13 protein-coding genes and 1 pseudogene are annotated in these 15,308 nt (G+C 60.6%); 4 read left to right on the forward strand and 10 right to left on the reverse strand.

Going from position 1 to position 15,308, the window contains the following annotated elements; translation table 11 throughout:
- Position 1: 1 nt before the first annotated feature.
- The 5 genes from AC1DUY_RS11645 to AC1DUY_RS11665 form a co-directional block, all read right to left on the reverse strand.
- Entirely contained in the window at positions 2-922 is a 921-nt protein-coding gene (locus AC1DUY_RS11645; protein WP_478114386.1) for an ABC transporter ATP-binding protein, read from the reverse strand.
- A 154-nt stretch (positions 923-1,076) separates the two neighbouring features.
- A complete protein-coding gene (locus AC1DUY_RS11650; protein WP_478114388.1) occupies positions 1,077-1,367 on the reverse strand; it encodes a type II toxin-antitoxin system HicB family antitoxin in 291 nt (96 codons plus the stop codon).
- A gap of 8 nt (positions 1,368-1,375) precedes the next feature.
- On the reverse strand, positions 1,376-1,570 hold the full coding sequence (locus AC1DUY_RS11655; protein WP_478114390.1) for a type II toxin-antitoxin system HicA family toxin: 195 nt from the start codon (positions 1,568-1,570) through the stop codon (positions 1,376-1,378).
- Positions 1,571-1,619: 49 nt separating this feature from the next.
- Entirely contained in the window at positions 1,620-1,901 is a 282-nt protein-coding gene (locus AC1DUY_RS11660; RefSeq protein ID WP_478114392.1) for a type II toxin-antitoxin system HicB family antitoxin, read from the reverse strand.
- 2 nt (positions 1,902-1,903) lie between these two features.
- Positions 1,904-4,372 (reverse strand): ATP-dependent helicase, encoded by a 2,469-nt coding sequence (locus AC1DUY_RS11665; RefSeq protein WP_478114394.1) that lies wholly within the window; start codon positions 4,370-4,372, stop codon positions 1,904-1,906.
- Positions 4,373-4,643: 271 nt separating this feature from the next.
- Between AC1DUY_RS11665 and AC1DUY_RS11670 the strand changes: the two genes are divergently transcribed.
- Positions 4,644-4,817, forward strand: a complete 174-nt coding sequence (locus AC1DUY_RS11670) for a DUF1328 domain-containing protein (protein ID WP_115033412.1) — start codon at positions 4,644-4,646, stop codon at positions 4,815-4,817.
- Positions 4,818-4,820: 3 nt separating this feature from the next.
- Here AC1DUY_RS11670 and AC1DUY_RS11675 read toward each other — a convergent pair whose 3' ends face one another.
- Entirely contained in the window at positions 4,821-5,330 is a 510-nt protein-coding gene (locus AC1DUY_RS11675; protein ID WP_478114396.1) for a thioesterase family protein, read from the reverse strand.
- Positions 5,331-5,411: 81 nt separating this feature from the next.
- On the opposite strand from AC1DUY_RS11675, the pseudogene AC1DUY_RS11680 reads away from it, so the two are divergent.
- From AC1DUY_RS11680 to AC1DUY_RS11690, 3 genes and pseudogenes are all read left to right on the forward strand, one after another.
- A pseudogene (locus AC1DUY_RS11680) lies at positions 5,412-6,824 on the forward strand (FAD-binding oxidoreductase); the annotation flags it as partial.
- 197 nt (positions 6,825-7,021) lie between these two features.
- On the forward strand, positions 7,022-8,338 hold the full coding sequence (locus AC1DUY_RS11685; protein WP_439057702.1) for an MFS transporter: 1,317 nt from the start codon (positions 7,022-7,024) through the stop codon (positions 8,336-8,338).
- Positions 8,339-8,563: 225 nt separating this feature from the next.
- Positions 8,564-12,235: an AsmA family protein gene (locus AC1DUY_RS11690; RefSeq protein WP_478114399.1), complete on the forward strand. Its 3,672-nt coding sequence runs from the start codon at positions 8,564-8,566 to the stop codon at positions 12,233-12,235.
- Positions 12,236-12,291: 56 nt separating this feature from the next.
- On the opposite strand, the gene AC1DUY_RS11695 is transcribed toward AC1DUY_RS11690, so the two are convergent.
- From AC1DUY_RS11695 to AC1DUY_RS11710, 4 genes are all read right to left on the reverse strand, one after another.
- A complete protein-coding gene (locus AC1DUY_RS11695; RefSeq protein WP_068734045.1) occupies positions 12,292-12,549 on the reverse strand; it encodes a ribbon-helix-helix domain-containing protein in 258 nt (85 codons plus the stop codon).
- Complete coding sequence (locus AC1DUY_RS11700; RefSeq protein ID WP_068734044.1) at positions 12,546-12,734, reverse strand: DUF4169 family protein; 189 nt, start codon at positions 12,732-12,734, stop codon at positions 12,546-12,548. The genes AC1DUY_RS11695 and AC1DUY_RS11700 overlap by 4 nt, the downstream gene beginning before the upstream one ends.
- 294 nt (positions 12,735-13,028) lie before the next feature.
- Positions 13,029-14,441: a class II fumarate hydratase gene (gene fumC, locus AC1DUY_RS11705; protein ID WP_093760469.1), complete on the reverse strand. Its 1,413-nt coding sequence runs from the start codon at positions 14,439-14,441 to the stop codon at positions 13,029-13,031.
- Positions 14,442-14,549: 108 nt separating this feature from the next.
- Positions 14,550-15,065: an SspB family protein gene (locus AC1DUY_RS11710; RefSeq protein WP_089268256.1), complete on the reverse strand. Its 516-nt coding sequence runs from the start codon at positions 15,063-15,065 to the stop codon at positions 14,550-14,552.
- Positions 15,066-15,308: the final 243 nt, after the last annotated feature.

The following is a 15,308-nucleotide window of genomic DNA, read 5'->3' on the forward strand; positions in this document are numbered from 1 at the left end:
GTTACTTCCTCACCAGGCTGACGAAGATGTCTTCGAGCGAGCTCTGCGTGGTGTCGAGATCGGAGAAGCGGATGCCGGATTCGCGGAGATCGCCGAGCAGGCTGGTGATCCCGGTGCGCTCGCTCTTGGTGTCGTAGCTGTAGATCAACTGATGCCCGTCGGCTGCCAGTTCGAGGTTGTAGTGAGCCAGGCTGGCTGGAATCTCCGTGACCGTGCCTTGCAGATACAGCTTGAGCTGCTTCTTGCCGAGCTGCTCCATCAGCTTGGTCTTTTCCTCGATCAGGATGATCTCGCCTTTGTTGATGACGCCGATGCGGTCGGCCATCTCCTCGGCTTCTTCAATGTAATGCGTGGTGAGGATGACCGTGACGCCGGCAGCGCGCAGCGTGCGCACCACTTCCCACATGCCCTTGCGCAATTCGACGTCGACGCCGGCAGTGGGCTCATCGAGAAACAGGATCTGCGGTTCGTGCGACAGCGCCTTGGCGATCATCACGCGGCGCTTCATGCCGCCGGACAGCGTGATGATCTTGTTGTCCTTCTTGTCCCACAGCGAGAGGTCTTTCAGGATTTTTTCGATCAGCGCCGGGTTCTTCGGTTTGCCGAACAGGCCGCGGCTGAAACTGACCGTGGCCCAAACCGATTCGAAGGCGTCGGTGTGCAGTTCCTGCGGCACCAGCCCGATCAGCGACCGCGCGGCGCGATAGTCCCGGGCGATGTCGTGACCATCGACCATGACCTTGCCGGAGGTGGCATTGGCGATGCCACAGATGATGCTGATCATCGTCGTCTTGCCAGCGCCGTTCGGCCCCAGCAGCGCGAAGATCTCGCCGCGGTTGATGTCGAGGTCGATACCCTTCAGGGCCGTAAAGCCCGAGGCATAGCTCTTGGTCAGATTGGAAACGGAAATGATGGGAGACATCGGCGATATGATCGTTCGAAAAGGGGAAGGCAGAGGACCGGGCGGTCATACCGGGATGCACGACCGGCGCAGCCGAAACGGCTTTGTCGGGCGCGGGGTGCGTACATAGGAATGAAGATGCGCCACCGCAATCGCGGAATAGGCGATTTTGGGGCTATTCTGCGGCGTGAGCGCGTGCGCGAAACTCGACAAGGGCCACCATATGCGCGTCGATCTCGCCAGAGAACGACGCATCCTCTTTCAGCTCGGTCAAGGTGCGAGGAGGCGGTAACGTTCGTCCTTCAGCCGCGACGCTCTCGGCGTACAGCTGCAAAGCTTCCGGCGCATTGTGCAAGGCCTCGTCGATGTCGTCACCTGCAGAGGTGCAGCCGGGCAAGTCGGGAAACCAGACGCCGACGGCGAGAGCTGGTCCTGTTTCCTCGATGATGGCGACGTAGTGGGCCATGACGAACCTCAATCAGGCTTCCAGCCTGCACCTCTATAAATGGCACGAACGAGACCTTTCCCCAAGTCCTTCTTGGGATGGGGAACGACGAGTGTGTCCCCGGTCTCGGGATGTTTGAAGACGTGATGCGAGCCGGTGACGCGGGTCTTAATCCAACCTTCGCGCTCAAGACGCTGGATGATATCGCGGCTATTCGTCAGCATGACCGCTTCCCCCAAAGAAAGCGTAATGCAGAAGCGCTTGGACGGCTAGCTATTCCGTCGCCTCATAGTCGATCTCGACAATAACGCCGCCATCCGCGGCATCGACGAATGTGGGATCGTCCTGCAATTGCTCGATGGTGCGCGGCGTCGGAAGGCCGCTCGAGCCGTCCGGATTGCGCCAGTCTCCGGCCGCGTATTCGAGCGTTTCCTCGGCTTCCTCGATCGCTTCATCGAGGGTGTCGCCGGCGGTCACGATGCCGGGCAGGTCGGGAAAGGAAACGTTGAAGGTGCCGCTGGCGTCCTTCTGAATGAGCGCAATATAGACCGGCATTGTCAGACGCGTTCCACGAAACTGTCGACGACCTTCTTCTCACCCGCCTTCTCGAAGACGATGGTGAGCTTGTTGCCGTCGATCTTTGTCACATTGCCGTAGCCGAATTTCTGGTGGAAGACGCGGTCCTGCAGCGTGAAGTCGGACTCCGTGCCGGTGGACTTCGCGATCAACTCGCCCTCGATAGTCATCGGCCGCTTGTTTCGCGATGAAGAGGAGCCGCCGAAAGGCGACTGGCCTTCGCTGAAGCCGCTGCCGCCTTGTCCTCCGCCGCGTGAACGGTTGGCCTGCGCGCGCTGCCAGCCCGGTGTCGAATAGCTCGATCCGAACGATTCCACGTTGTCGAAGCGCGATGCGCCGTAGCCTCCGGCGCCGCCCCAGCCCGAACCGCCCTTTGATTCCGTGATCTCGACATTGGCTGCCGGCAACTCATCGAGGAAACGCGACGGCATCGTCGTGTTCCAGGTGCCATGAATGCGCCGGTTGGTGGCGAAATAGAGCTTGGCGCGGCGGCGTGCGCGGGTGATGCCGACATGGGCGAGGCGGCGCTCTTCTTCCAATCCTGCGCGGCCCTGATCGTCGAGCGCGCGCTGATGCGGAAACAGGCCTTCTTCCCAGCCCGGGAGAAAGACGTTGTCGAATTCGAGCCCCTTGGCCGAATGCAGTGTCATCACCGACACGGCATCCTCGTCGGCGCCGCCTTCGCGGTCCATCACCAGCGAGATGTGTTCGAGGAAGCCCTGCAGGTTCTCGAACTCTTCCATCGAGCGCACGAGTTCCTTGAGGTTTTCAAGACGGCCGGCAGCGTCGGCGGAGCGGTCCTTCTGCCACATGTCGGTGTAACCGCTTTCGTCGAGCACGATCTCGGCGAGCTCGGTATGCGGCATGACTTCGCTTTGCTTGCGCCAGCGCTCGAAGCTCATCATCAGGTCGCGCATGCTGCCGCGCGCTTTCGGTTTCATCTCATCAGTCTCGACGACCTGACGGGCAGCCTCAGAGAGCGGAATGCGGCGACGACGTGCGTGATCGTGCAGCATCTGCACGGTGGCATCGCCGAGGCCGCGCTTGGGCACATTGACGATGCGCTCGAAGGCGAGGTCGTCGGCCGGCGAATTGATCACGCGCAGATAGGCCAGCGCGTCGCGGATTTCGGCGCGCTCATAGAAGCGCGGGCCGCCAATGACCCGATAGGGCAGGCCGAGCGTAACGAAGCGATCTTCAAACTCGCGCATCTGGAACGAGGCGCGCACCAGGATCGCGATGTCGTTGAGCTTGTTGCCCTCGCGCTGCAACTGCTCGATCTCCTCGCCGATCGCGCGGGCTTCTTCCTCGGAATCCCAGGAGCCGGTGACGGTGACCTTCTCGCCATCGACATCTTCGGTACGCAGCGTCTTGCCGAGACGTCCCTCGTTGTGCGCGATCAGATGTGAGGCCGCGGCAAGGATATGGCCGGTCGAGCGGTAGTTGCGCTCCAGCCGCACGACCTTGGCACCGGGAAAATCATGTTCGAAGCGCAGGATGTTGTCGACCTCGGCGCCGCGCCAGCCATAGATCGACTGGTCGTCGTCGCCGACGCAACAGATGTTTTTGAGCGGCACGGCCGGTTTGCTGTCTGCCGATGGCGCGTCCGCTTCCGGCAGCAAGCGCTGACCGGGCGCCTGCGACAGCAGCCGCAGCCACAGATACTGCGCGACGTTGGTGTCCTGATATTCGTCGACGAGAATATATTTGAAGCGCTGCTGATACTGTTTCAGCACGTCCGGATGCTCGCGGAACAGCCGGATACATTCCAGCAGGAGGTCGCCGAAATCCGCGGCGTTGAGGGTCTTCAACCGATCCTGATAGGCGGCATAGAGCTTGCCGCCCTTGCCGTTGCCGAACACGGCCGCTTCGCCGGACGGCACCTGCGATGGCGTTAGTCCGCGGTTCTTCCAGCCGTCGATCAGGTTGGCCAGCATCCGCGCCGGCCAGCGCTTGTCGTCGATATTGTCAGCCTGCAGGAGTTGCTTGAGCAGCCGGATCTGGTCGTCGGTGTCGAGCACCGTGAAATTGGATTTCAGCTGCACCAGTTCGGCATGGGTGCGCAGGATGCGGCCACCGATCGAGTGGAAGGTGCCAAGCCACGGCATGCCCTCGACCGCCTGGCCGAGCATGATGCCAAGCCGGTGCTTCATCTCCCGCGCGGCCTTGTTGGTGAAGGTCACCGACAGGATTTCGCCGGGTCGCGCACGGCCCATGCTGAGGATGTGGGCAATCCGCGAGGTCAAAACCTTGGTCTTGCCGGTGCCGGCACCCGCGAGCACGAGGACAGGACCGTCGAGCGTCTCGACGGCGTCGCGCTGCTCCGGATTGAGCCCGCTCAGATACTGTGCCGCTGGCGCCGCAGCAGCGCGCGCACGCGCACCAATGCCGCCCGCCGCCGGTTGGTAGGCAGGGAGATCGTTGGTGGGCATTTTGCGTGCGTCATTCATGCGAATCGTATTCCGCCCACGTTGGCACCGTGGGGCCTTAAAGGGGAGCCTTCTTAGCAGGATAGGAGGGCATATAGGAGCGAGAGGCTTCTGGCGACAGACTTATCCCCGCATGCGGCTCATCTGACGCCCGTTGGCACGCAGGAGCGCTCTCGTTTCAGTGATGTTGGCTGGTACGTGGGTCGGGAACTTTCGTTTTCGCTCCGGCTTATTTCAGCATCAAGCGCGACGGCGAATGCCGCGTCAAACACCAAAAACTGAGGTTTGTGCCATGTTCAGCTGGGTTGTTACCTTCCTCGTTATCGCTCTTATTGCCGGCGTTCTCGGCTTCGGCGGTATCGCCGGCGCCTCCATCGAAATCGCCAAGGCGATCTTCTTCATCGCCATCGTCCTGTTCCTGATTTCGGCCGTTGTGGGCCTCGTCCGCGGCCGCACGCGCGTCTGACGGTTATTTCTTCGAGGGCATCCCGATCGATCGGCCGATGCCCTCGGGGCGATCTACGGATCGGTGCGCATTGGCCAGCGCCTGCACGCGGGCGCTGATATCAGGCGGAAACGGCGCAACCTTCCGGGCCGTCATGTCCATGTGGAGCGTCATGTTTTCCGACGTCGCCGACAGCCATCCCTCGGTGGCGTGGCGCAACTCCTTGAAGGTGTGAATGCGCTTGTCGTCCGCAGCGACAATCAGGATCGACACCTGCGCAGGATCTCCCAGATGAATCTCCCTGACATAGCGAACATGGCATTCGGCCGTGAATGTCGAGTTGTTGCGCGCCCTCATATATTTGGGACCGATCCCGATCTTGAGCCAAAGGTCGTCGATCGCCCGGTCGAACAGCACGTTGTAATAGGCCATGTTGAGATGGCCATTATAGTCGATCCATTGCGGTTCGATCTGCATGACATGCGCCCGGAAAGGGACGGGTTGCTGCAGCAGATCGTCGGTTGGCTCAGTCATCGGTAATTCCTGTCCCGCTCTCACGTCTCTTGACCCGTTATACAACCTTTGCCACGGTCCCGCCGCGTCGGAGGGACTGCTGTGGCTAGCATTGCGAACAATTTGAAACGACCGGAGCCGAAGGCCTTGGCCACGACGCTTGAAGCGCTGACGGCGCGTTTTGGCAATCGACTGGTGACGTCGCAGGCGGTTCGCGAGCAGCATGGCCATACCACGACATGGCTTGCCAACCAGCCGCCGGATGGCGTCGTGTTCGCGCAGGAAACCGCGGATATCCAGGACGTGGTCCGGATTTGTGCAGCGAACAAAGTTCCGGTGATCGCATTCGGCACCGGCACGTCGCTGGAAGGTCAGGTCAATGCGCCGGCCGGTGGCATCTGCATCGACATGCGCGACATGAACAATATCCTCGAAGTGCACAGCGAAGACCTCGACTGCGTGATTCAGCCCGGCGTCACCCGCAAGGCGCTCAACGAAAATCTGCGCGATCAGGGCCTGTTCTTCCCGATTGATCCCGGCGCCGATGCGTCGCTTGGCGGCATGGCGTCGACGCGCGCCTCCGGCACCAACGCAGTGCGTTACGGGACGATGCGCGACAACGTGCTCGCGCTCAAGGTCGTGCGCGCCGATGGTGCGATCATCAAGACCGGCACCCGCGCGAAGAAATCCTCGGCGGGCTACGACCTGACGCATCTGTTTGTCGGTGCTGAGGGCACACTGGGTATCATCAGCGAGCTGACCATCAAGCTGCGTGGCATTCCTGAAACCATGGCTGCCGCGTCATGTTCGTTCGCCACGGTGGCAGGTGCCTGTCAGGCGACGATTCTCGCGATTCAGACCGGCATTCCCGTTGCTCGGATCGAGCTGCTGAACGAGGCGCAGGTTCGTGCCTGTAATTCCTATTCCAAGCTGACGCTCCCGGAAACGCCGCTGCTGCTGCTGGAATTCCATGGCAGCGAGGCCGAAGTGGCCGAGCAGTCGCGAAATTTTCACGAGATCGCACTGGAATGTGGCGGTGGCGATTTCTCATGGACGACGAAGCCGGAGGATCGCACCAGGCTCTGGCAGGCCCGTCACGATGCCTATTGGTCGGTGAAGAGCATGCGACCGGGCTCCGATGTCGCGGCCACCGACGTTTGCGTGCCGATTTCCAAACTCGCGGAATGTGTCGCTGCGACGGAAGAGGATCTCGCGCGGCTCGGCCTGTTGGCGCCCATCGTCGGCCACGTCGGCGATGGCAACTTTCATTGCTCGATGGTGTGCGATCGCAACGATGCCAATGAGGTCGCCCGCGCGGAGGACTTCATGCATCGCCTCGCTCAACGGGCGCAGGCGATGGGGGGCACCTGCACAGGTGAACATGGCATCGGGCAAGGCAAGCAAAAGTATATGCAGGCCGAACTGGGCAGTGAGGCGCTCGACGCCATGCGGGCGCTCAAGAAGGCGCTCGATCCTGACAATATCTTCAATCCCGGGAAAATCCTGCCGCCGGCGTCACGCCAGATTGCCGCGTCCGGTCAGGCCGAATGCGGACGGGAAAATTCGGCAGCAGCGGCGATGCTTAACTATTCTTAAAAAGTTTAAAGTTGTAGATATAATTATATACCAGCATGGATTGCGCTTTTCGGTTACGGAAGGTGCAATCAAAAAGCTTTGACGCAGAATGCGTCCAATAAAAAAGGCATCATCCGATGCGGCTACCGTTTTTCTATGGTTGGGTCATCGTCGCCGTCACGTTCGTTTCCATGGCCATCGGGGTCAATGCGCGGACATCGTTCTCGCTGTTCTTCCCGCCAATTCTCCAGGAATTCGGCTGGGACCGTGGCGTCACCGCCGGTGCCTTTTCATTCGGCTTCCTGATTTCCGCGATCATGAGCCCGCTGATGGGCAGGCTGATGGATCGTGGCGGCCCTCGCGCGGTGATGGAGCTTGGCACCGTGCTGATGGCAGCCGGGTTGTTGCTGGCGCCGCTGACGACGCAGCCGTGGCATCTCTACCTGACCATCGGCGTTCTGGTCGGCGCAGGCAGCGTCTGCCTCGGCTATTCCGGACAATCGCTGTTTCTGCCGAACTGGTTCAGCCGCAAGCGCGGCCTCGCGGTCGGCCTCGCATTCGCCGGCGTCGGCATCGGTTCCGTAACGGTGCTGCCCTGGGTGCAGGTGATGATCGAGCAGACCGGCTGGCGCACCGCCTGCACCGCAGTGGGGCTCCTGGTGCTGGTTGTACTGGTGCCGATCAACCTGCTGCTGCGCAAGCGCCCGCAGGATATGGGGCTGCTGCCGGATGGCGATCCGGCACCGACGTCGTCGACGAAGCATATATCCAATGTGGTCGACCCTGTCTGGGCCAGTATCGACTGGACGCTGGCGCGCGCCGTGCGCACGACGCGGTTCTGGTGGCTCGCACTCGGCCTGTTCGGCGGGCTGTATGCCTGGTACGCGGTTCAGGTCCATCAAACCAAGTATCTGCTCGACATCGGCTTCACGCCGGGTGTCGCCGCCTGGGCGCTCGGTATGGTCAGTCTGTTCGGTGTGCCCGGCCAGATATTTCTGGGCCATTTGTCCGATCGCATCGGCCGCGAATGGATCTGGACCGTCAGCGGTGTCGGTTTCGCAATCTGCTTTGCGTCCCTGATTGCGCTGGAGTCCGTGCCGAGTCTGGCGCTCGTCTATGTCATGGTGATCTCGCAGGGCCTGCTGGGCTATGGCGTGACGTCCATCATGGGCGCAGTGGTTTCCGAGATTTTCCAGGGCGAGCATTTCGGCAGCATTTTCGGCACGCTCATGCTGGCCGCGTTGGCCGGTGGCGCCGCGGGCCCCTTGGTGACGGGTGTCCTGCACGACCACTTTGGTACCTATACGCCCGCATTTGCCCTTGGAATCGCAGTCAGCTTCCTCGCGACCTTTGCGGTCTGGATGGCGTCGCCAGGCAAGGTAAGGGCGGTGGCCGGACGTTTGCACCGCGCCCATGGCGCCGCAAAACCGCTGGAGCAGGGTGCTTCGACTTGATCGAAGCCGGGCGATTTGCCGCAAGCGGATGGCGAGGGATGGCTGATCTGGCCATGTATTGCGTGCTGTGACTTCGCCACAGTTGGTTCTATAAATAGATGCGTTCCCGCGTATTTCTGCGTGGCTCTGCAACGTCTGTAAGGCGTATTGCCCAGTGATGTGCTGCAATGCACTTTGCCTGGCAGGCAGGTGAACATTCTGCCGGAGCGCTTGAGGGGAGATTCGGTGCAGACGACACTGCTCGGCCTGGCAATTGCATTTATCCTGGCGCTGGTTGCTGCTCTGGTCGGGCCCTATTTTGTCGACTGGAATCAGTTCCGCCCGCAATTCGAGGCTGAAGCCACGCGCGTGGTCGGTGCGCCCGTTCGCGTCAGCGGCGGGCTGGAGGCGCGGCTGCTGCCGGCGCCGTCGTTGCGGCTGCAGTCAATCACGGTGGGCAGTCCCAACGATCTCGGCAGGATCCGTGCAGACAATCTCGATGTGGAATTCAGCCTGAGTTCGTTGATGCGCGGCGAATGGCGCGCGACAGAACTCACCATCGGCGGCGCTGCGGTCGATCTCGGCCTCAACGCGCAGGGGCGTATCGAACTTCCGGCTTCCACCGGGCCATTCAATCTTGGCGCGCTGGCGATTGATCGGCTGAATATCACCGGTCGCGTCGCGCTCCATGATGCGGCGAGCAAGAGCACGCTCGAACTCTACGACGTCGCCTTCAGCGGCGATGTTCGCTCATTGGCGGCCGGCGCCATGCGCGGTGACGGCAATTTCCTGTTGTCGGGCGCGCGCTATCCGTTCCGTTTGTCCTCCGGGCCGACCGGCGACGGCAACGGCACGCGCGTTCGTTTTACTGTGGACCCCGGCGAGAAGCCCTTGTCCGTCGATCTCGATGGCGTACTAAACTTCGACAATCGCACGCCACGCTTCGACGGCGCACTGACTCTCGCAAGCCCGGCCGGCCTGAAGGCGAATGGCGCGGGCGATCAACTGCCGACGCCGTGGCGCGTCTTCGCCAAGGTCAAGGCCGACCCGGCGGCTGCGCATATGGAAGCGCTTGAAGCCAGCTATGGCGCGGAAGAGACCGCTTTCAGGTTCGCTGGTCTTGCTGACATGCGCTTTGGCACATCGCCACTGCTGCATGCGGTGCTGTCGGCCAAGCAACTGGATGCCGATCGCCTGCTCTCCAGGGATCAAGCGACCAACGATGCGGTGACGCCATTGCCGGCGTTGCGCAGACTGTTGTCGAGCATGCCGATGGCGCCCTTCGCGACACAGATCGAGATTGGCGTGGAGCAGATCATGCTCGGCGGAAAGCCTGTGCAGAATATCGGCGCTGACCTGCGTAGCGATGCAGCAACATGGACGGTCGATCGTCTCGAGTTTCGCGCGCCAGGCGCGACCCGCGTCACGTTGAGCGGCGGCGCAGCACAGCCAGGTGCATCGAGCGGCTTCAAGGGGGCGATCGCGGTCGAGTCGTCCGATCCGGATACGCTTGCTGCGTGGCTCAAGGGCCGAACAGACATCGGCTTGCGCAATCAGAAGCCGCTACGCATTCGCGGCAATATCACTTCGGCGTCCAATCGCTTGGCCATCGAGGCACTCAAGGCGGAGATCGACGGCGGTACGGTCGAAGGTCGTGCTGCATATTTGTATCCGTCTGCCGCTGGCGGCTCCCGCTTCGATGCCGACCTGAAGGCCGACCGGCTCGATCTCGACGCAGCGGTGGTTTTGATCCGGTCGCTTGGCGAGCCGCAGGCCGAGTGGCCAGATGCAGGGCAGGTGTCACTCGATATCGGCCGTGCTGTGTCAGCCGGGCAGGAGATGCGCCCGTTCGTGGCGCAACTGGCCTACAGCCCAAAGACGATCTCGGTCGATCGCTTCAAAGTCGGTGAAGCCACCGGCCTGATGCTCGACGGCCGCGCGTCGTTCGATCGCATGGAAGCCACGGGCGGACTGACACTCAACGCCACGTCCGCATCGATGAGTCAGATCAGCAACTTGCTCACGCCGCTGGCACCGACTGTTGCGTCGAGACTCAGCTCTATGGCTGCAGCGCCGGGCGCGGTTCGCGTCAAACTGTCGCTCGATCTGGCAAAGGATCAACAACGCGCCGATCGCACAAATGCGCGCGCCGTATTCGATATCGATGCACCGCAAGTGAAGGGGACGACGACGCTGACCGCATCTGCTCCCGTAGCGGCGATGCGTGGCGTTGACCTCAATGAACTGTCGCGCAGCGATGTGGCACTCGAGTCCAAATTGGCCGGGCAGGGGGGACCGCTTCTCGCATTGCTGGGTCTGAGTAACGTGATCGCCGCAAGCGATGCCATCGTGAATTTCGAAGGATCGGCAAAAGGACAATGGCGCGCGCCGCTGCGCGTCACGGCAAAACTGTCCGGCGCGGATGTCGATGCCGATGTTCAGGGTAGTGCAGAACCTTGGGCGGGATCACCGAAAGCATCGCTCGCGCTTGCGATACGTCGCGCCAATCTGGCGCCGCTAGTCGCTCTCAAGCCGTCGGATACGGCCGCGCAGAATGTCAGCCTGTCATCGCGGCTCACATTGAACGGCGACAAAGTTACGTTGGAGGATATCGACAGCACACTGGCTGGCTCACGCGTGCGCGGCCGTATTGCGCTGACGCTCGGTGCCGAGAAAGCCATCGATGGTCAGATCGGCATGGATGCGATCGAACTTGGACCGGCCTTTGGTCTCGCTGTGGGCACGAGAGGTCGCGACGCCACGGATCCGCTCGGGCATGGTGTGCTGCAGGGATGGCGCGGGCAGTTGGCCTTTCAGGCGCTGCGCGGGACATTGCCTGGCGGTGTTGAATTGCGTCCCATCAGTGGCACTGTGAAGAGTGATGGCCAGGCCCTGACGATCGATACGATCAAAGGGTCTGTCGGTGGCGGCGAGATCACGGCCGATGTCGATCTGAAGCCATCGATCAGCGGATATGCGCTTGGCGCCCGCGTGCAATTTTCCGGCGTAGATGGAGCGGCGTTGCGCTATCGCTCTCTGACAATGCCCGCGGGCAAGACGTCGCTGCGGATGACGCTGGCCAGTCAGGGGCGGAGTGCCTCGGCTCTGGAAGGCGCATTGTCCGGCAGTGGATTGCTGACGATCGACGGGGCGCGCATCAATGGCCTCGATCCACGTGCCTTCGACATTGCCATTCGCGCCAGCGATTCTGGGCAGGCCACGAATGACGTCAAGTTGCGTCAGATCGTCGATACAGCGATCACCGGCGGTGCATTTTCCGTAACTTCGGTGCAGGTCCCGTTCAGTATCAAGGATAGCCGCCTGCGCGTTGGTGCGACGACGCTCGATGGCGAAGGAGGGCGTGCCATCGTGTCAGGAGGTTACGATATCGTTGCCGACCAGGTGGATATGCGCGCGACATTGACCGGCACGAGCGCGGGGACTTCGAGCGTTCGACCGGAAGTTCAGATCTTCGCGGTGGGAACGCCAGACAAGCTTGATCGCACGCTAGATGTGGCGGCGTTATCATCCTGGCTCGCAGTGCGCGCAATCGATCGCGAGACGCGCCGGCTTGATTCGCTTGAACGCGGTGAGTTGCCACCGGCGGCTGTGCCCGTTGCCGTTCCTCCGCCGTCCGCCTCGCTGCCCGTCGACACGCAGGCGCCTGCGAGCGATCCACCGACAGCCTCTGCGCCCTCCGACGTGCTTCTTCCCGGTCGCGATCCGCGCCGTCTTGCACCGAAGGTTGCTACGCCTCGTCCCGCGACACCGCCTGTTGCAAGTCAGCAGGTTGCGCCGCTGCCAGCACCCATTGAAGTTCGTCCGGCACCCGGTGCTGCGCGCGCACCAAGGCCGAGGCCCGCGCCTCCGCTAGTACTGACACCGCCGACCGCGAGTTCAGCGCGGCCGACGTTCTGACGATGACTCAGCAAACACAACCGGCGGCGAAGCGATTCGCTTAAGGTCGGCTGTGTTTACGCCGAGAGATTGTGCTCCGGCATCCGCTGTTGCGGAACGGCACGTGTACGGAAGTAATCGAGCACGAACAGCCGAATCGCGGACGACAAATTGCCCTGTTGACGGTTTGTGTCGATCTCACCAACCAGCTCGGAAAGCGTCATGTCGCGAAGATTCGAAATCTCCTTCATGCCGTTCCAGAACGCCTCTTCGAGACTCACGCTGGTCTTGTGACCCGCAACAACGATCGATCTCTTAACTACGGGCGATTTCATGATGCGTCCTCGCCATCGATGTGATGCTGATCCAGCACGTTGTTCGCACGGACTGTGCGCTGCTCCTGCAATGTTCGTTCTGACTTAGTTCGTCCGAAGCGCGCACGGTTTATATCGGCTTGTTTTGCCGATTCCTCTCGTGCAGTGCGCTTCTTGAAGCGATTGAGATTGATCAGGTCACCCATGATCGCTCCTGTCTTTAAAAAATGATGGGGTGGGAAACGTCGTCTTCACCATCCAGTAGTTGTACGAGACGAGGGTGAATTCGGTTTCGGTATCCATCCTAAAATATTCTCCGTAGTTCCAAACAAGCTCCGCAGAAAAATGAAGTCATCTACGAAGCGTAACCAGATCACCTTCTGCTGTATCACAAGGAAAAACGCGTCTGATATGCGACCATTCTAACCATTTAGCAGATATGAATTATAACTATTTCCTTCTGGAGTTATTCTCAACAAGCTGTGAGCAAATATTCTTGCTTACCCAGGATGTATCATTTTGGCCGGCTGAACAAGAAGATCGAACTCTGCTGCACTAACAAAACCGAGCCGCAGCGCTTCCTCCTTCAATGTCGTTCCGTTTGCATGAGCAACCTTAGCTACTTTCGCCGCGTTATCGTAACCGATTTTCGGTGCGAGTGCAGTCACGAGCATCAGTGATCGTTCCATCAGCTCATGAATTCGTTTTTCATCGGCGCGAATGCCGTCGATGCAGTGCTCTGTGAAGGATCGCGCAACGTCCGCCATCAATTGGATGGACTGCATCATGCAATGGGCCATCACCGGCTTGTAGACATTGAGCTCGAAGTGCCCCTGACTGCCGGCCACCGTAATTGCCGTGTGGTTACCGAATACCTGACAGCATACCATTGTCATTGCTTCACATTGTGTCGGATTTACCTTTCCAGGCATGATCGATGAGCCAGGCTCGTTCTCCGGAAGTATCAATTCGCCAAGTCCGGAACGTGGCCCGGATCCGAGCAATCGGATGTCGTTTGCAATCTTAAATAGACTAGTTGCAACTGAGTTGATTGCACCGTGTGCAAACACATAGGCGTCGTTTGATGCGAGTGCTTCGAATTTGTTCGGTGCAGTGATGAAAGGCAGCTTGGTAATTGTTGCTGCGTGCTTCGCGAACAACTTCGCAAAACGAGGCTTGGAGTTGAGGCCGGTCCCGACTGCAGTTCCACCTTGGGCGAGCGGGTAGAGATCCTTCACGACGCTTCGTAGGCGTTTGATGCCGCTTTCGATCTGTGCGGCATAGCCTGAAAACTCCTGCCCGAGCGTGAGCGGCGTCGCGTCTTGTGTATGTGTACGTCCGATCTTCACGATCTTTGCGAAGGCTTTTTCCTTCTTGCGCAACGCAGCATGTAGTTCGCTTAGTGCGGGGATGAGGTACTCAACAATACCCTGCGTTGCCGCAATGTGCATCGCAGTCGGAAACGAATCGTTGGACGATTGACTCATGTTGACATGGTCATTGGGATGCACGGGCTTCTTGGCGCCGCGTTCACCGCCAAGAAGCTCGTTCGCACGATTGGCAATGACCTCGTTGAGATTCATGTTGGTCTGCGTGCCGGAGCCGGTTTGCCAGACGACCAGTGGGAAGTGATCATCCAGCTTCCCGTCGATGACTTCGCGTGCTGCGCTCACAATGGCCTTTGCAAGCTTGGGCTCGAGAAGTTTGAGTTCGCGATTGGTTTCGGCCGCCGCCAGCTTGACGATGCCGAGCGCGCGAATGATCGGCATAGGCATGCGATCGTGACCGATCTTGAAATTCTGTCGCGACCGTTCCGTTTGGGCTCCCCAATAACGATCCGCTGCGACCTCGATCGGACCGAAGCTGTCGGTTTCGGTGCGGGTGGTGGCGGAGGTCTTCGAGGATTTGGCCATGGGTACGGTCCTTGCGATGCCGCGCTCCCTGCAGAGACTTCTGGCGGGTGCGGCGCATAAGAATGGGGCCGCGCGAACGCGGCCCCGGCACCTTACAACGTCTTGCGATTATTTTTTCCGGAAGCGGTCTAAACGGACGACTTCTGCACCTTCGCCCGATTTTGGCGGTTCTTCCTCTGAAGCAGGCGCGGGCGGAGCCGGAGGGGCGGCGAGAGCAGATGCCGCAGTGGCTGCGGAAGACGCACCGGCAGCCGGTGTCTCTACAGCGGTTTCGGTTTCGAACTGCAGGCCGAACTGCACCGAGGGATCGTAGAAACTCTTGATGGCGTTGAACGGCACGACGAGGCGCTCGGGGATGCCGTTAAAGGACAGGCCGACCTCGAAGCGATCTTCGGTGACCACGAGATCCCAGAACTGATGCTGCAGGATCACCGTCATTTCCTCTGGATACTGGGCCAGCAGGCGCGGCGACAGTTTGACGCCGTCGGCCGTTGAAACGAAGGTGATAAAGAAGTGGTGCTCGCCCGGCAGGCCATGCTCGGCAGCGTCGATCAGCACGCGCCGCAGAACGCCACGAAGGGCGTCGCGCGCCAGCACATCGTATCGAATATGATCGGTTGCCATCGGTCGGTCCCGTCGCTTGTCTTGGTCATGGCCATATATGGAGTGAGGGCGAGGCCGGAGGCCGACTCGCGTCACATACTGTTCTATCTATTCTATCCCGGTCTTGACCCGAGGTCAGCAGCCGGAAAAGCTGGCGCCCTCTATATATGACGCAAATTGGACGCGATACAGCCGGGCGGTCATTTCAACCGCCGATTGGCGTGGAAACAGGCAAAAATCGATTGGCCCGATGGGCGGATGGCC

The sequence above is a fragment of the Tardiphaga sp. P4_G1 genome, from assembly GCF_056401215.1.